The sequence below is a fragment of the Kineococcus glutinatus genome (genome assembly GCF_039542765.1).
Taxonomy (GTDB): domain Bacteria; phylum Actinomycetota; class Actinomycetes; order Actinomycetales; family Kineococcaceae; genus Kineococcus_A; species Kineococcus_A glutinatus.
In genome coordinates, this window is sequence record NZ_BAABIL010000008.1 from 1 (window position 1) to 16,367 (window position 16,367).

Sequence of the window (16,367 nt, forward strand, 5' to 3'; positions counted from 1 at the left end):
ACCTCCTGAGCGTCAACAGCGCCGCCGCCGCCCTGGGCGCCCTGCGCGCGGCCGCGCCCGCGCTGCGGCCGGGCACCGTGTGGGCGGACCTGAACACCGCCGCGCCCGCCCTCAAGCAGTCCCTCACCGACGAGGTCGCCGGCCGCGACGGCGGCGTCCTCGTGGTGGACGTCGCCCTGATGGCGCCGGTCCCGGGCAAGGGCCTGCGCACGCCGATGGTGGCCTCCGGTCCGGGCGCGGCGCGCTACGCGGAACTGCTCGCCGGCTGGGGTGTGCCCGTGGAGGTGCTGCCCGGCCCGGCCGGTGCGGCGATCTCCCGCAAGCTGCTGCGCAGCGTGTTCTACAAGGGCCTGGCGGCCGCGGTCGTCGAGGCGCTGGCCGGCGGGGCCGCTGCCGGCGTGGAGGACTGGCTGCGGGAGAACATCAGCGCGGAACTGGCCGGTTTCGACGCCCGCACCCTCGACCGGCTCGTCGGGGGCACGCACGCGCACGCGAAGCGCCGCGCCGACGAGATGGCGGCGGCCGCTCAGCAGCTGCGCGACCTCGGGGTGGAACCCCGGATCGCCACGGCCTCCCACGACCTGCTCGCCGACCTGCGCGACCGCGCAGCCGGCCGGGCCTGAACCGACCACTCCACCCGGAGGCACGACGATGTCCTCACGCTCCCTCCTGCCCACCGCGCCGGCCGGCCGGCTCGCCGTGCGGGTCGTGGCCCTCTGCTGGCTGGCCGTCCTCGTGGACGGCCTCGACCTGTTCGTCTACGGCGCCGTCCTGCCCGGCCTGCTGGCCGACGACACCTTCGGCCTGGACGCCGCCACCGCCGGCGACATCGGCAGCCTCACGACCTTCGGCATGCTGCTCGGGGCGCTGTCCTCCGGGCTGCTCAGCGACCGGATCGGCCGCCGCCCGATCATCCTCGTCGGGGTGGCGCTGTTCTCGGTGGCCTCGGCCGGCTGCGCGCTGGCCCCCGACGCCACGGCCTTCGGCGCGGCCCGCTTCGCCGCCGGCCTCGGGCTCGGCGGGCTGCTGCCGACCGCCATCAGCATGGTCATGGAGTTCGCGCCGCAGAGCCACCGCAACATCGCCGTCACGGTGCTCATGACCGCCCACCAGGCCGGCGGGGCGCTGGCCGGCTCCCTGGCCCGCGGCATCGTGGAGGCCCTGGGCTGGCGGTCGGTGTTCTGGCTCGGCGCGCTGCCGCTCGTCCTCGTGCTGCCGCTGCTGGCGGCGCTGCTGCCGGAGTCGATCACGTTCCAGCTGGCCAGGGGCCGCAGGGACCGGGCCGACCGGGCCGCCGCCCGCTACGGCGTCGACCTCGCCGACTTCACCCCCGCCGCGGTCCCGGACGAGCGCACCGGGCTGCGCGGCCTGTTCGCCCCCGGGCTGCGGCGCACGACCCTGCTGTTCTGGACCGGTTCCTTCGCCGGCCTGCTGCTCGTCTACGGCGTCAGCACGTGGCTGCCGACGATGATGCGCGGCGCCGGCTACGACCTGGGCTCGGCGGTCGGGTTCCTCGTCGTCATCAACCTCGGCGGCATCGTCGGGATGCTGGTCGCCGGCCGCCTCGCGGACCGGTTCGGGGCGCGCGCCGTGGCGGTGCTGTGGTTCGCGCTCACCGCCGTCGCGGTCGGGCTGCTCGCGGTGCGGATGCCGCTGCCGCTGACGTACACCGTGGTGTTCGTCGCCGGCGCCTGGCTGTTCAGCGCGCAGACCCTCGTCTACGCGGCGGTCGGCGCGACGTACCCGGCGCGCAACCGCGCCACCGCCGTCGGCTGGGTGGCCGGCGTCGGGCGGCTGGGCGCGGTGGCCGGCCCCTGGGTCGGTGGTCAGCTCGTCGCCGCGGACGCCTCGCGGTGGGGGTTCGTGGTGTTCGCCGTCGCCGGTGTGGTCGGTGCGGTGATGGTGGGCCTGGCCCGGCCGGGTCGTCCCGCCCGGCCGGTGGACCCTGCGGAGGGGTCCGTCAGCGTGCCGGTGCACTGACGACCGACGCGTCCGAAGCACCCGGCGGGGGCCGGCCACCGCGGGTGGCCGGCCCCCGCCGGGCGTGGTGGGTGCGAGTGGCCGCGGGCGACCCATCGAGCTTACGCTGTGAACTCAATCAGTCACTCACAGCAATGGATGTCGCGTCCGCGCCCACACCAGGCCACACCCGCCCCTGGAGGTCCCCCCGCATGCTCGCCGCCCCGACCCGCCACCGCTCCCGCCGATCCGTGCGCTGCGCCGCGGCGGCGCTGCTGGGCGGCGTCGCCGCGATCACCGCGGCACCGCCCGCGACCGCAGCGGGCGCGGTGCTCCGCGTCGGCCCGGGCAAGCCCTTCGCGACACCGTGCGCGGCGTTCGCCCGGGCCGCCGACGGGGACGTCGTGGAGATCGACGGATCCGTGACCTACACCGGCGACGTGTGCGGGATCCACCGCGACCGGCTGACCGTCCGCGGGGTGAACGGCCGGCCCCGCATCGACGCGGGCGGCCGCAACGCGATGGGCAAGGGCACCTGGGTCGTGGTGGGCGACGGCGTCGTCGTCGACAACGTCGAGATGTACGGCGCGAGGGTCGCCGACCGCAACGGCGCGGCGCTGCGGCTGGAGGGGACCGGCTTCACCCTGCGGCGCAGCTACCTGCACGACAACGAGAACGGCATCCTCAGCGGCGCCGACCCGGCGAGCGACGTGCTGGTCGAGACCTCCGAGTTCGCGCGCAACGGCCACGGCGACGGCTACTCGCACAACCTGTACATCGGCAACGTCCGCAGCCTCACCTTCCGCCACAACTTCTCGCACGACGCCAACGTCGGGCACGACCTGAAGTCGCGGGCCCGCACCAACACGATCACGTACAACCGCTTCTCCAGCCTGCCGGCGGGCCAGGCCGGCAGCGGCCGGCCCAGCTACGAGATCGACCTGCCCAACGCCGGCACCGCCGTCGTGGTCGGCAACGTCGTCCAGCAGCCGGCGGGCAGCTCCAACGCGGGCATGCTCGCCTACGGCACCGAGGGCGCCAGCAACCCGGGCACCGACCTGTACGTGGTCAACAACACCTTCCTCAACGACGACACCGCACGCGGCACGTTCGTCCTCGTCGGCTCCGGCGTCACCACGCCGGTGCGGCTGCAGAACAACGTCTTCGCCGGCGTCGGGACGCTGGTCACGCAGGCGGGCGCCGTCCAGCGCACCAACCACCGGGCCGCCAGCCCTGCGTTCGCCGACCGGGCGCGCTACGACCTGACGCCGACGGCCGGGTCCGCGATGGTGGGCACCGGCTCCGCACCCGGCACGACGGCCGGTGGCGTCGCGCTCACGCCCGTCGCGCACTACCGGCACGTCGCCTCCGCCGCGGCCCGCCCGGCGGCCGGGACGATCGACATCGGCGCCTACGAGCTGGCCGGGTCGACGCGCTGAGCCGGCGGCACGCCACCCCGGGCACCCACGTGCCGTGACGACCGGTGACCCACCGCAGCACGCGCTGCGCCGGGGCGGCGAATTCGCGCGTTCGGCCACCGGCGCACCGCGGGAGCGGCCATGCTGACGCCCCTGGCAGCGCCGCCGGTCCCGGCGCCGCCGTGGCAGACCCGGACGGCCGGGCCCGTCGACGAAGGGGGACGCGTGTCGACCCGAGGAACCGGCCGCTACGCGCTGGCCACCACCGCGGCGGTCCTGCTGCTCCCCGCCGCCGCGGCCGCGGCCTGGTGGGCCGTCGGGGACCTCTCCGGCCCCGGCGCGCCACCGCCCGGCCCCGCACCCCGCTTCCGCGGGCACGACGTCGAGGCGGCCGCCGTCCGGTTCGGGCAGTTCGGCTACCCCGCGCTGGTGCTCCTGGTGCTGTGGCGCGGCCTGGCGGTGCACCGCCAGGGCCGCTGGGCCGGTGTCGTGCTCTCGGTCACCGCGGCGGGGCTGGTGCTGGCCGCGGCGGGCAGGGTGGTGACGGCGCGGACCCCGCTGGGCGTCCTCGACCCGGCGTTCGCCGTGCCCGTGGTCCTCTTCTTCGGCCTGCCCCTGCTCGCGGTCTGCCTGCTGTGGGCGGGGTGGCTGCTCGACCACGACCGCCACGACGGCGCCTGGATGTCCACCGAGGTCGTGCGCCCGGCCGGCCGGGCCGGCTGAGCAGCGCTCGGGGTCGCCGCCCGGTCACTGGACGTGCGCACCGGTCGGGTCCAGACTGGCGCCGCCCAGGCAGCAGCCACGCACGAGCACTCACCGGGGAGAGCCATGCGCCACCGCGGGACCACCCTCGTCGCCCTCGTCGGTCTCAGCGCCGGCGCCCTCGCCGCGGGTGCTCCCGCGAGCGCGCAGACCACCCCACCCGCGAAGGTGCCGCTGGCGATCGGCAGGGGCGGGGCCGTCGCCACCGTCGACCCCGACGCCACCGCCGTCGGTCTGGACGTCCTGCGCCGCGGTGGCAACGCCGCCGACGCCGCCGTCGCCGCGGCCGCCGCCCTCGGCGTCACCGAGCCGTACTCCGCGGGCATCGGCGGCGGCGGGTTCTTCGTCTACTACGACGCCGCCTCCGGGGAGGTGTCCACGATCGACGGCCGGGAGACCGCACCGCTGGCGATGCGCGCCGACAGCTTCCTCGACGCCGACGGCGAACCCATGGACTTCACCACCGCCGTGCGCAGCGGGCTGTCCGTGGGCACCCCCGGCACCCCGCGGACCTGGGAGCGCGCCCTGGAGGAGTTCGGCACCCGCGACCTGGAGGAGGTGCTGGACGGGGCGATCGGGCTGGCGCAGGACGGGTTCACCGTCGACGAGACGTTCCGGCAGCAGACCGCCGAGAACGAGGAGAAGTTCCGCACCTTCCCCGCCACCGCGGAGCTGTTCCTGCCCGGCGGCCGGCTGCCGGAGGTGGGGTCGGTGTTCCGCAACCCCGACCTGGCCCGGACGTACCGGCTGCTGGCGCAGGAGGGCGTGGACGCCTTCTACTCCGGCGACCTCGCCGACGACGTCGTGGCGACCGCGCAGGACCCCGCGGAGGCCCCCGGGACGCCCGACGTGCCCGCCGGGCTGCTCACCCGCACCGACCTGGCCGCCTACGCCGCCCTCGACCGCGAACCCACCCACGTGCGCTACCGCGGCCTCGACGTGTACGGCATGGCGCCGCCCTCCAGCGGGGGTTCCACCGTCGCCGAGGCGCTCAACCAGCTGGAGCGGTACCGGCTCAGCTCGATGCGGGTCACCGACGCGGTGCACACCTACCTGGAGGCCGGGGCGCTGGCGTTCGCCGACCGCAACGCCTACGTCGGCGACGACGCCTACGTGCAGGTCCCGCTGCAGGAGCTGCTGTCGGACGGCTTCGCCACCGAGCGGACCTGTGCCATCGACCCGGCGGTGGCGGCGCCCAAGCCCGTCGCGGCCGGCGTGCCCGACGGGGAGTACGGCCCCTGCCCCGCCGCGAGGGGGGAGGTCGTCGCGGAGGGCGCGGAGGGCACCTCCACGACGCACCTCACCGTCGCCGACGCCGACGGGAACATCGCCAGCTACACCCTCACCATCGAGGCCACCGGCGGCAGCGGCATCACCGTGCCCGGCCGGGGGTTCATCCTCAACAACGAGCTGACCGACTTCGACTTCGCACCCGCCGACATCACCAAGCCGGCGCCGAACCTGCCGGCACCGGGGAAGCGGCCGCGCAGCAGCATGTCCCCCACCATCGTCCTGGACCAGGGCGAACCCCGCCTGGCCCTGGGCTCCCCCGGCGGCAGCACCATCATCACCACGGTGCTGCAGACCCTGGTCGGGCGCATCGACGGGAACATGAGCCTGGCCGAGGCGATCTCCGCCCCGCGCAGCAGCCCGCGCAACGGCGCGGCCGTGAGCGCGGAGCCGGAGTTCATCGAGGTGCTCGGCGACGACCTCACCGCCCGCGGCCACGTCTTCACCGAGACCGCCGAGATCGGCGCCGCCACCGGGATCGAGTTCCTGCCCGGCGGCCTGGTGCTCGCGGCGGCCGAACCGGTGCGCCGCGGCGGCGGCAGCGCCGCCGTGGTCCGGGACGTGCTGGACGAGCAGGAGGTGCCGGACCTGGCCCCGCAGCTGGCCGACGCCAGCTGAGGCGCCGGCGGAAACCTCCTGGTGCTCCGGCGCGCGGCGCGGGAGGATCTCCCCGTCCACGTCCGGGGGGTCGTGGACCGAACGTCCGCAACCGGAGCACCAGGGGGGAACCATGCACGACGCCCGCGAGAACACCCGCCGGAACACCCGCCGCGCGACGCGCGGCCGGGCCACGGGGGCCGCAGCCGCCCTCGTCGCGGCGGGCACCGCCGTCGCCCTCGCGCCGCAGGCCCAGGCCGCCACCCTTCCCGACCTCGTCGTCACCGCCGTCTCCTGGCAGGGCAGCCCGGCGGTGGGCGACGACGTCACCTTCAGCGCCACCATCAAGAACCAGGGGAAGGCCGCCACCCGCGCCGGCGTGATCCACGGCGTGCAGTTCAAGGTCGACGGGAGGATGGTGACCTGGTCGGACACCTCCACCGCCTCGCTGAAGCCCGGCCAGTCCCGCACCGTCACCGCCAACTACGGCCCGGCGCACAGCGCGGCGTGGAAGGCCACCAGCGGCAGGCACACCGTCACCGCCCAGGTGGACGACGCCCGCCGCATCGCGGAGTCGAACGAGGGCAACAACCTCCTCAGCCGGGCGCTGACGCCGCGCGAGGCGGCCGCGGGCAGCGTCCGCACCAGCGTGACGACGCTGCCCGGCGTCACCGTGCACCACGTGCTCGGGTCGTCGCGGGAGAGCACCTTCGTGCAGACCGAGCTCATCGGCGACCTGTCCGCCGCCTGCTTCTCGCAGGGCCACCTCGTGCGCGGCACGGAGCGGGCCATGGGCCGGGCCACGGTCGGCCTCATCGACGGCTACCCGGGCGGGCCCTCCTCGACGTACATCAACACGCTGCGGATCCCGGCCTCCACCGCCACGACCACCGCCTCGACCGACGCGGTCCTGGCGTCCATCCTGCGCGACCGCAACGACCAGCTGCGGACGGTGCCCTGCGAGGAGGGGATGATCGCCGGCTGGCACGAGTGGGTCATCGGCCAGATCGCCTCGGTGCGGTTCTCGCACGCGACCGGCGCGCCGGTCAGCGGCGTCTTCAACCAGCCGGTGTCGCAGACGTACGCGTTCCCGACGCCGATGTGGTGACGCGCGCCGGTGGCGGCGCGGGGACCCCGCACCGCCACCGGCGTCGCAGCCCGGGCCGCACCCCGCCCGGCGGGGCCCTCAGGGCCCGCCGGGCGCCACGATCCCGGGCAGCGCGTGCTCGAAGCGGGCCGCGACCTCCAGCGACCGCAGGGTCCGGCCCTTGGCCCGGTGCTCCTCGGCGAGGGAGCTGCCCCACTGCGACGCGCGCTGGCGCTGCACGGGGGTGCCGTGGTGGGTGGGGTCGGAGAACGAGCAGTCCCCGAACTCGTAGTACGTCCGCTCCGCCTGCAGCAGCCGCTTCGCGTTCATCGCCAGGCCGCGCCGGTGCGTGGCGTGGTAGGTGCCGAACGCGTCGGCCATCAGCTCCACGCGCCGGGACGCCTCCGCACCGGTCGGCCGGGGATCGGCCGGTGGCGGGTCGAAGACGCCGGCCTCGAACTGCACGTGGTGCGCGAACTCGTGGGTGAGCACGGCGCGGGGGCCGACGTCGTCGATGCCCACGGCGCGCAGGGCGTCCAGGACGCCGTCGCCGATGACGAGCAGGTCCGGTCGCGCGGCCAGCACCGGGTCGGAGGTGCGCTCGCCGGTGAACGCGTACGCGCCGAACGTGAAGATCGGGTTGTTCCCGCCCTCCAGCGCCGGGATCGACGCCACCGTGGAGACGACGTACTCGGCGTAGGGGCCGGCCTGCGCGGGGCTGAGGCCGTACAACCCGGTCAGCAGCCCGGTGAGCCGGCCGGCGTCGCCCAGCACGCCGTCGCCGTGCATCCCGATCAGCTGCACGTCGCCGGTGGGGACGTCCCAGAACCGCTGCGCGTCGCGGAACGTCCTGCGCAGCTGCCGGCCGTGCTCGCGCAGCGCGTAGCGGGGATCCCCCTCGGCACCGGACAGCAGGGCGTCGTAGATCGGGAAGTCCAGCGCCCCGCTGTTGTGCAGGAACTGCACCTGCTCGGGGGTCAGGCCGGTGAGCAGGCCGTCGACGTAGACGTCGAGGTCGGTGTCGGTGCAGGCCGCGTCGCGCGGGTCCCGGGTCCGCTCGAGGACCTCCCCCGCCGGCGACGGGTCGACGCCGGAGCGCTCCGCGAGGGCCTCGCGCCGGGCCTGCCAGTCCGGTGGGAACGGCACCGCGCGCACCGCCGGGCCACCCGCGGCCGCGGGAGCGGCCGTCGCGACCGGGGCGGTGCCCAGTGCGAGCAGGAGTCCGGCACCGACCGCCACGAGGCGGTGCAGCAGCGGCCGGGCCGGACGGCTCACGGCACGTTCACCAGGACGTCGCCGCTGTCGAGGCTGCCGGTGTCGGTGCCGGCCCCGCCGTCGCCGCGGTCGTTGCCGCTGACGCCGTCGACGAGGTTGAGCCGGTCGTTGCCGTCCTCGCCGAGGAGCCGGTCGTTGCCGGTGCCGCCGTTGATGCCGTCGTTGCCGCCGCGGCCGAAGACGGTGTCGTTGCCGCCGGCGCCGAGCAGGGTGTTGGCGGCGCTGCTGCCGGTGATGGTGTCGGGACCGGAGCCGCCGGTGACGCGCTCCACGTCGGTGGTGAGCCGGTCGTTCTCCCCGGGCAGGCCGTCGTTGGAGACACCGTCGAGGCTCAGGGACAGGGCGGCCGTCCGGCCGGTGTAGGTGGCCAGGTCGCTGCCACCGGCACCGCTGACGAGGTCGGTGCCGTCGGAGGCTGCACCGGTGACGGTGAACTGGTCGTCGCCGTCCTGCCCGAAGAGGCGGTCGTTGCCGGGGCCGCCGTTGATGACGTCGTTGCCGGCCAGGCCGCAGATCCGGTCGTCGCCGCCGCCGCCGTTGACGGTGTCGACGGCCGTGGAACCGATGATGACGTCGTTGCCGGCGGTGCCGTTGAAGGCCCCCGTGCCGACGATGGTGGCGGGCTGGCCCTCGCAGGTGGCGATCAGCCACTCGAGCACGAATCCGCCGGTGGAGCCGCCGTTGCCGTCCACCGCGATGCGGTAGGTGGTGCCGGCGGTGGCGGTGAAGTCGGCGCGGGTGGCGCCTTCCCCGACGCCGGTCAGCCCGGCGACGTTCGTCCCGGTGTAGACCCCGATCCCCGGGGCCAGACCGCCGCTGACGTCCCGCAGCCGGATGACGCCGGGGCCGCTGGTGGACGGTGTCCAGCTGAACCAGGCGGAGTTGTCCGCGATCGCGCCGCCGTGGTAGTCGCGCTCGCCGGGTTCACCGGTGGCGCGCACCGTCGTGGCCGACGTCGACCCGTGCGCCCCGCCGATCACCCGGGCGGCGGCGAAGTCGTCGTTGGCGGGCGGGTTGACCGTCCACTGCAGCCCGACGGTGCCGGTGGCGCTGCCGTAGCCGTCCACCGCGATGAGGTAGGTCGTGCCCGCGGTGGCGGCGAACGCCACCCGGGACTGCGTGCTGTTGACGTCGTCGCTGCGGGTGACGTTCGTCAGCGCGTTGAGGGCGGTCCCGGTGTAGACGGCGAGCGTGGTGTCGAAACCGGACTCGCGGGTGTTGAAGCGGGCCGAGCCGGACTCCGGTGCCGTCCACGCGTACCACAGGCTCGCGTGCGGGGCGGTCCAGTGCGAGGGTTCCCCGGGCTGCGCCGTGGCGCGGGCGTTGCTGGCCGACGTCTTGCCGGTGGCGCCGGAGAGGGCGGCGCGGGCCGCGAAGTCGTCGTTGGCGGGCGGGTTCTGCGCCCAGTTCAGCGAGAAGGTGCCGTGCGTGGCGCCGAAACCGTCGACGCGGACGCGGTACGTCGTGCCCGCCGTCGCGTTGAACGTCACCTCCGACTGCAGGGTGCCGCCGGTGTCGTCGTTGGTGGCGACCAGGCCGAGGGCGCCCACGGAACCGCCGGTGAAGACGTCCAGGACGGTGTCGAACGAGGCGTTGGCGGTGTTGAAGGTGGTGGGGCCGGATTCCGGGGCGGTCCACGTGTACCAGACGGTGGTGTCGGGGGTGGTGCCCCCGGGCGCCTCGCCGGGCTGGCTGGTGGCGTTGGTGTTGCTGCCGCTGACGAGGCCGGCGGCACCCGCGATGGCGGCTCCGGCGAAGGTGTCGTTGCCGGGCCGGGGGACGTTGGAGTCGACGAAGGTGCGCAGCGGGCCCTGGTACAGCTCGCCGTAGATGCCGGGCTTGTTGGGGCGGGCGCAGCCGGTCCCCCAGCTGGTGTCCCCGACGAGCGGGGGCTGGCTGCCGGAGTTGACGAACAGCGGCCCGCCGCTGTCGCCCTGGCAGGTGTCCTGGCCGCCGGCGAGAGGACCGGCACCGACCATCACGTTGCCGATGAACGAACCCCCGTAGACGCCCGGGGAGGACATGGTCGCGTCGGACTGGATCGGCAGGTCGACCTGCCGCAGCGCGTCGGACCCGGCGCCGCCCTCGCTCGTCGCGCCGTGGCCGATGGCCCGCACGGTCTGCCCCGCACCGGTCGGGTCGCCGGGGCCGGCCAGCCGCGTCCAGCGCTTCGTGGAGGCCGTGCTCAGCGTGAGGACGGCGACGTCGTTGGCGAACGTGCCGGCGTTCCAGCTCGGGTGGATCGCGATGGCCGAGACGTTGCGGTACTCGCCGTCGGTGGTGTTGCTGAGGACGTTGCCGCCGATCTTCACGCGCAGGTTCGCGGGGGTGGTGCCGCCGTCGACGCAGTGGGCCGCGGTCACCACGCGCGTCGAGGACACCAGCGTCCCGCCGCAGAAGTGGAAGCCGCCGGCGGTCTGCACCGACACGAACCACGGGTAGGCACCGGTCGCGGCGGTGGTGCCGCCGACGATGCCGGGGGGCGGGTCGAGGGGGCGCGGCGGGACCTCCGGTCCCTTGACGGGCGCGGTGCGGGGCCGGACGTCGGGGACGTCCGCGCCCTTGGCGCCGGGGGCGGCGCCGGGGGTGCTCACCCCGCGGGCCTGGTCGGAGCCGGGCGGGGGCGCCGCGCTCGCGGACCCGATCGGGCCCAGCGCCGTGGCCGCTCCCAGCGCCGCCCCCGCCAGCAGTGCGGGCACCGCCCGCCGACGCCCCGCCGCCACCGGCGCGCGCCTCGTTGCTGCTCTCATCGTGCATCGCTCCTTCGGGTCACCACGAGCGGATGTGATGCTCCGTGGAGGTGCCCGGTCGCGGGGCTGATACGCCGACACGCCGACCGGTCCGGGGCCCGTCGGCACCGGGTCGTGCACCGGGTCGTGCACCGGGCGTGTGCCGGGCGCGCGGGTGGGCGAGACTGCGGTGCCGACCCGGGAGGAGCCCACCGTGACGATCACCGCGCTGCTCGACCTGACCCTGCGGCAGGAGTCGCTGCCCGAGGCGCTCGTGGTGCTGCACGAGACGCTGGCGGTGACCCGCGCGTTCCCCGGCTGCCTGGAGGTCGAGGTGCTCGTCGACTCCCGCGATCCCGCGCACGTCCTCGTGCGGGAGCGCTGGGACTCCCCCGAGAGCGACGCCGCCTACCGCGCCTGGCGGGCCACCCCCGACGGGGCCTCGCGGCTGGGCGACATCATCGCGGGGCCGCCGGCCCTGCGGACGTTCACGACCGCCGACGTGGTCTGAGCCGACGTGGTCTGAGCCGACGTGGTCTGAGCCGCGCCCGGGCCGCGCACCACCGGGCCCGCGGGGACGCTCACCCGGCGGGCGGCGCCCCCGCGCAGGGCACGGCCGCGAGGGGCCGCTCCTTGCGCGGGCGCCCCGGCCCGCGCTTGCGGGCCACGACGACGCCCTCGACGAACAGCTGCCCGCCCCACACGCCGGCGGCCTCGCGGCGCTGCAGCGCGCCGGCGAGGCAGCCCGCGCGCAGCCGGCACTGCTGGCACAGGGCCTTGGCGGTCTCGACGTCCGCGGGGCGGTCGGAGAACCACAGGTCCCCCTCCGCGGTGGTGCACGCGGGAGCGGGCCCACGGGGCGGGGCGAACTGCAGGGGCACGATCGGGGACACGCCCGCAGTGTTCTCCGCCACCCTTGCGGCGCGCCGACCGGCGGCTTGCAGCGGGCGGGCGCGGTGCAAGGTGCGCGCAGGCGCGGCAGGTCACCCGGACGGCGGCACCGGGCACCGCTGTTCACCGCCCGGCCACGCAGCGGTCGCCCGGGCCCGCTAGCCATCTCCCGGCCGCCCCGGCCGCACCGCACCCCCGGAGGTTCCCGATGCCCCACACCCGCACCCGCCGCCGCGCCGCCGCGGCCGCCGCCCTCGCCGCCGCCCCCCTGGCCCTCGGCACCCTCCTCGCCCCGGCCGCCGAGGCCCGCACCGGGGCGGAGTTCGTGCCGCGCGCCACGTTCGCGGTGGCCGGTGAGGTGGCGGAGATCCTGTCGGCGACGCCGGACGGCCGCACGCTCCTGTACACCGACTCCGCGACCGGCGTCGTCGGCCTCGTGGACATCACCCTGCCCGCGGCGCCCCGGCAGGTCGGCACCGTCGACGTCGGCGGGGAGCCCACCTCGGTCGCCGTCACGCCCGACGGGCGCTACGCCATCGCCGTGGTGGACACCACCGACGGCGCCTTCACCACCCCCTCGGGACACCTGTCCGTGATCGACCTGCGCACGCGCTCGATCGTCCGCACCCTCGACCTGGGCGGGCAGCCGGACTCCGTCGCCATCGCACCGGACGGGCGCACCGCGGCGGTGGCGGTGGAGAACCAGCGCGACGAGGACGTCGTCGTCGCCGGCGTCGAGGGCGGCCTGCCGCAGGCGCCGGGCGGTTTCCTGGCCGTCGTGGACCTGGGCGGCAGGCCGGCCGCCTGGACGACCACGCGCGTGGACCTCACCGGCCTGCCGGGCGCGTCGTCCCCGCAGGACCCCGAGCCGGAGTACGTCGACGTCAACCGCGACGGGATCGCCGCGGTCACGCTGCAGGAGAACAACGCCGTCGCGCTCGTGGACCTGCGCCGCAAGCGGGTCGTCGGGTCGTTCTCCGCCGGCACCGTGCACCGCACCGACGCCGACACCGCCGACGACGGCGCGATCGCCTTCGACGACGAGATCACCGCGCCGCGCGAGCCCGACGCCGTGCAGTGGACCCCCGACGGCAACCTCGTGACCGCCGACGAGGGCGACCTCGCCCCCACCGGCGCACGCGGCTGGACGGTGTTCTCCCCCCGCGGCCGGGTGCTCTGGACCTCCGGGTCCTCCGCCGAGCGGGCGCTGGCCGGGGCCGGGCTGTACGCCGACGGCCGCAGCGACAACCGCGGCGCGGAGTTCGAGGGGGCCGAGGTCGCCCGCTTCGGCGGCACCCCGCACGCCTTCATCGGCGCCGAGCGCGGCGACGCCGTCCTCGTCTACGACCTGGACGACGAGCGCCGCCCGCGGCTGCAGCAGGTCCTGCCCACCGGGGACGAGCCGGAGGGCCTGCTGGCGCTGCCGGGGCGCGACCTGCTGGTGACCGCCGACGAGGGCGACGGCACGATCAGCGTGTTCGAGCGGGTCCGGGTCCGCTCGCCGCGTTCCTGACCGCCACCCGCCACCGCCCGCGCCGGGACCGGGGCGCCCCGGTCCCGGCGCGGGCGGGCCGGTTGCAGCGGCCTTGCAGCCCGGCCCGCGGGGTGCGAGCGCGCTGCAGGGCACGGGGGGCACGGTGGGGGCAGTCCCCGCCGCCGCGGCGGCCCGTCCGGAGGAGAGCACCGTGCATGACGTACCCGTGCAGGCCCCCGCGGACGTGACCCGCTGGCCCTGGCTGCCGGAGTGGTTCCGCGCCCCCTCGTGCCTGGAGCTGCCCACCGGTCACCACCTGCGCCCGCTGCGCACCGCCGACGCGGACCTGCTCCTCACGGCGCTGCAGGGCTCCTCCGCGAGGTTGCGCACGGTCCTCGGCGACGCACGGGGGTGGCCGCCGAGGACCGTCGCGACCACCGGCGTCCACCACGAGCTCGTGGAGCTGGAGACCCGCGCCGCCCGGCGGGAGGGGTTCCGCTACGGGCTGTTCGCCGACGACGAGCAGGAGCTGCTGGGCTGCGCCGAGGTCGAGCCCAGCAGCAAGCTCGGCGCCGACGCCGACGTGTGGTGGTGGGTGGTGGACGCCCTGGTGGGCTCGCGGGTGGAGGCCGCCCTGGGGCCGGCGCTGGGGAGCTGGACGGCCCGCGCGTGGCCGTTCGCGCGCCCCCGCCTCGTCGGGCCGGGCGGGACCTGCACCTGGCAGGAGTGGACCCTGCTGCCCGACCGCCGCTGACCGGCCCGCGCTCGCCGCGGAGCGCTCAGGCGCTCAGCACGAGCTGCCCGACCTCCTCGGGGGTGAGGGCGCGACCGGCCGCGGCGGCCTCCTCGAAGCCGGTGGCGCCCAGCGCGCGGCGCACCGCCTCCCGCACCCGCCGCACCATGGAGCCGTCGGGCAGGTAGTACGTGTACACGTCGGAACCCACCACCTCCCGCAGCGCCTGCGCCGCACCCAGCACCGTCGCCACCCGCCGCGGGTCCCGCTCCCCCGCACCGCCCGGGCGGGACTCCACGACCGCCAGCGCCTCCAGGAAGTAGGCCAGGTTCGCCAGGTCCGCGACCTGCACCGACAGCGCGATGCCCTCGCGCAGGTGCTCGTGCGCGGCGCGGTCGTCGCTGCCCAGCTCCACCTGGGACAGGTTGAAGAGGGCGACGAACGTGGCGAGCCGGTCCCCGCGGGCGCGGGCCAGGGCCAGGCCGGCCTCGAAGTGCTCCCGCGCCCCGGCGCGGTCGCCGGCGCGCAGCAGCGCCGTGCCCAGCCAGACGTGGTTCAGCGACAGGATCCAGGGTGCGTCACCGGCCCCGCCCAGGGTGTCCGCGAGGGCGATCGCCTCGCGGTGGTGCCGCTGCGCCGCCCGCGCGTCCCCCGCGCTCAGCGCGACGATCCCCAGGCCCGCCACGGCGTGCGCCTGCGCCTCCACGTCCCCGGCCTCCCGGGCGCTGGCCAGCGCCTGCTGCCAGACCGCCCCGGACACGAGGGCGTCCCCCTGCCCGAACGCCATGGCCGCCAGCGCCAGCTGGGCGCGGGCGCGCACCCGCGGCGGGGCGTCGGAGCCGTCCGCCGCGGCCGCCGCCACGCGCCGGCCCACCGCGAAGTGCCCGCGGAACCACCAGTACAGCCACAGCGCCCACGTGAGGCGCCCGGCGGTCGTGCGGTCGCCGGCGGCGACGGACCCCTCGACCGCGGCGAGCAGGTTGGCGTGCTCGGCGTCGATGCGGTGCAGCCACCCCACCTGGTCCGCGCCCTGGTACCCGGGGCGGGCGCGCTCGGCGAGCTCCAGGAAGGCCGCGGCGTGGACCCGGACCGCCTCGGCGCGCTCCTGCTCCCCCAGCAACCGCCGGGCGTGCTGGGCGACCGGTTCCAGCATCGCGTAGCGCGCCTCGCGGCCGGTGCGGTCGACCGTCACCAGGGACTGCTCCACCAGCGCCTCGAGCGGGCCGAGGACACCGCGGCCGGCGAAACGCTCCAGCACCGGCAGCGTCCAGCCACCGGTGAAGACCCCGAGGCGGCGGAAGAGCCGCTGCGCGTCCTCCTCCAGGAGGCGGTAGCTCCAGTCGAGCGTGGCGTACATGGTGCGCTGGCGGGCGGGCAGGTCCCGCGGCCCCGACGACAGCGCCTCGTCCAGGCGCGCCAGCAGCGTGCCCGGGTCCACCATCCGGATGCGCGCCGCCGCCAGCTCCAGCGCCAGCGGGATGCCCGCCAGCCGGGTGCAGATCGCCGCGACGGCCGCGGCGTTGCCCTCGTGAACCCCGAAGCCGGGCGCGACGGCCGCGGCGCGCTCGACGAACAGCTGCACCGCGGGGGCGGCAGCCAGCTCCGCCAGCGGGCTGCTCGGCGCGGGCACGGCCAGGGGCTCGACGACGACCTCCTGCTCACCGCGCACCCGCAGCGGGGCCCGGCTGGTCACGAGCACGGCCAGGTCCGGGCAGGTGCTGACGAGGCGGCCGATCTCCGCGGCGGCGTCCAGCAGGTGCTCGGCGTTGTCCAGCACCAGCAGCGCCCGCAGCGGGCGCAGGTGCGCCGCGACGGCGTCCAGGGCCCCGGCGTCGTCCACGGCGGTCAGCCCCAGGGTCTGCGCCACGCGCACCATCACCGCCGCCGGGTCCTGCAGGGTGGCCAGCGCCACGAGCGCAGCACCGCCGGGGAAGTGCGGCGCCACCTGCGCGGCGACGGCCAGCGACAGCCGCGTCTTGCCCACCCCGCCGGTGCCGGTGAGCGTGACGAGCCGGGCTCCACCGGTCAGCAGGGCCGCCACGCGCCCGACGTCGCCCTCCCGGCCCAGCAGCCGGGTGGCGGGCACGGGCAGCACGGCGCCGCGCGCCGGGAGCGCCCCGACGGGGGCCGCGACCGGTGGCGCCCCGACGGG

General features: G+C 76.4%; 13 protein-coding genes. 9 read left to right on the forward strand and 4 right to left on the reverse strand.

What is annotated here, in order from left to right:
* The 6 genes from ABEB16_RS00765 to ABEB16_RS00790 form a co-directional block, all read left to right on the forward strand.
* Positions 1 to 623: DUF1932 domain-containing protein (locus ABEB16_RS00765; RefSeq protein WP_345710371.1), on the forward strand; the 623-nt coding region annotated here is incomplete at its 5' end.
* 28 nt (positions 624 to 651) lie between these two features.
* On the forward strand, positions 652 to 1,980 hold the full coding sequence (locus ABEB16_RS00770; RefSeq protein ID WP_345710372.1) for an MFS transporter: 1,329 nt from the start codon (positions 652 to 654) through the stop codon (positions 1,978 to 1,980).
* 191 nt (positions 1,981 to 2,171) lie between these two features.
* Positions 2,172 to 3,398 (forward strand): right-handed parallel beta-helix repeat-containing protein, encoded by a 1,227-nt coding sequence (locus ABEB16_RS00775; protein ID WP_345710373.1) that lies wholly within the window; start codon positions 2,172 to 2,174, stop codon positions 3,396 to 3,398.
* A 204-nt stretch (positions 3,399 to 3,602) separates the two neighbouring features.
* Positions 3,603 to 4,100, forward strand: a complete 498-nt coding sequence (locus ABEB16_RS00780) for a hypothetical protein (RefSeq protein ID WP_345710374.1) — start codon at positions 3,603 to 3,605, stop codon at positions 4,098 to 4,100.
* Between the two features lie 105 nt (positions 4,101 to 4,205).
* Positions 4,206 to 6,047 carry a gamma-glutamyltransferase gene (ggt, locus tag ABEB16_RS00785; RefSeq protein WP_345710375.1) on the forward strand — a complete coding sequence of 614 codons (1,842 nt, stop codon included), beginning with the start codon at positions 4,206 to 4,208 and terminating at the stop codon, positions 6,045 to 6,047.
* Between the two features lie 112 nt (positions 6,048 to 6,159).
* Positions 6,160 to 7,134, forward strand: a complete 975-nt coding sequence (locus ABEB16_RS00790; RefSeq protein WP_345710376.1) for a CARDB domain-containing protein — start codon at positions 6,160 to 6,162, stop codon at positions 7,132 to 7,134.
* A gap of 78 nt (positions 7,135 to 7,212) precedes the next feature.
* Here ABEB16_RS00790 and ABEB16_RS00795 read toward each other — a convergent pair whose 3' ends face one another.
* Both ABEB16_RS00795 and ABEB16_RS00800 read right to left on the reverse strand, forming a co-directional pair.
* Positions 7,213 to 8,388 (reverse strand): neutral zinc metallopeptidase, encoded by a 1,176-nt coding sequence (locus ABEB16_RS00795; protein WP_345710377.1) that lies wholly within the window; start codon positions 8,386 to 8,388, stop codon positions 7,213 to 7,215.
* Positions 8,385 to 11,138: a trypsin-like serine protease gene (locus ABEB16_RS00800; protein ID WP_345710378.1), complete on the reverse strand. Its 2,754-nt coding sequence runs from the start codon at positions 11,136 to 11,138 to the stop codon at positions 8,385 to 8,387. Before ABEB16_RS00800 ends, ABEB16_RS00795 begins: the two co-directional genes overlap by 4 nt.
* A 193-nt stretch (positions 11,139 to 11,331) precedes the next feature.
* On the opposite strand from ABEB16_RS00800, the gene ABEB16_RS00805 reads away from it, so the two are divergent.
* The gene (locus tag ABEB16_RS00805) at positions 11,332 to 11,628 is read left to right on the forward strand and encodes a putative quinol monooxygenase (protein ID WP_345710379.1); all 297 of its coding nucleotides are present in this window, start codon (positions 11,332 to 11,334) and stop codon (positions 11,626 to 11,628) included.
* A 70-nt stretch (positions 11,629 to 11,698) separates the two neighbouring features.
* On the opposite strand, the gene ABEB16_RS00810 is transcribed toward ABEB16_RS00805, so the two are convergent.
* Positions 11,699 to 12,010: a WhiB family transcriptional regulator gene (locus ABEB16_RS00810; RefSeq protein ID WP_425560065.1), complete on the reverse strand. Its 312-nt coding sequence runs from the start codon at positions 12,008 to 12,010 to the stop codon at positions 11,699 to 11,701.
* 206 nt (positions 12,011 to 12,216) lie between these two features.
* Here ABEB16_RS00810 and ABEB16_RS00815 point away from each other — a divergent pair, with 206 nt between their 5' ends.
* Together ABEB16_RS00815 and ABEB16_RS00820 are read left to right on the forward strand one after the other, a co-directional pair.
* Positions 12,217 to 13,521: a hypothetical protein gene (locus tag ABEB16_RS00815; RefSeq protein ID WP_345710380.1), complete on the forward strand. Its 1,305-nt coding sequence runs from the start codon at positions 12,217 to 12,219 to the stop codon at positions 13,519 to 13,521.
* 172 nt (positions 13,522 to 13,693) lie between these two features.
* The gene (locus ABEB16_RS00820; RefSeq protein WP_345710381.1) at positions 13,694 to 14,236 is read left to right on the forward strand and encodes a GNAT family N-acetyltransferase; all 543 of its coding nucleotides are present in this window, start codon (positions 13,694 to 13,696) and stop codon (positions 14,234 to 14,236) included.
* Between the two features lie 25 nt (positions 14,237 to 14,261).
* Here the strand turns inward: ABEB16_RS00820 and ABEB16_RS00825 are convergent.
* Positions 14,262 to 16,367, reverse strand: a 2,106-nt coding sequence (locus ABEB16_RS00825; RefSeq protein WP_345710382.1) for an ATP-binding protein, incomplete at its 5' end; no start/stop codon positions are given.

Coding starts and splice junctions, on each gene's coding strand:
- ABEB16_RS00770 (WP_345710372.1), top strand. CDS start 652: ATGTCCTCACGCTCCCTCCTGCCCACCGCGCCGGCCGGCCGGCTCGCC.
- ABEB16_RS00775 (WP_345710373.1), top strand. CDS start 2,172: ATGCTCGCCGCCCCGACCCGCCACCGCTCCCGCCGATCCGTGCGCTGC.
- ggt (WP_345710375.1), top strand. CDS start 4,206: ATGCGCCACCGCGGGACCACCCTCGTCGCCCTCGTCGGTCTCAGCGCC.
- ABEB16_RS00790 (WP_345710376.1), top strand. CDS start 6,160: ATGCACGACGCCCGCGAGAACACCCGCCGGAACACCCGCCGCGCGACG.
- ABEB16_RS00800 (WP_345710378.1), bottom strand. CDS start 11,138: ATGAGAGCAGCAACGAGGCGCGCGCCGGTGGCGGCGGGGCGTCGGCGG.
- ABEB16_RS00815 (WP_345710380.1), top strand. CDS start 12,217: ATGCCCCACACCCGCACCCGCCGCCGCGCCGCCGCGGCCGCCGCCCTC.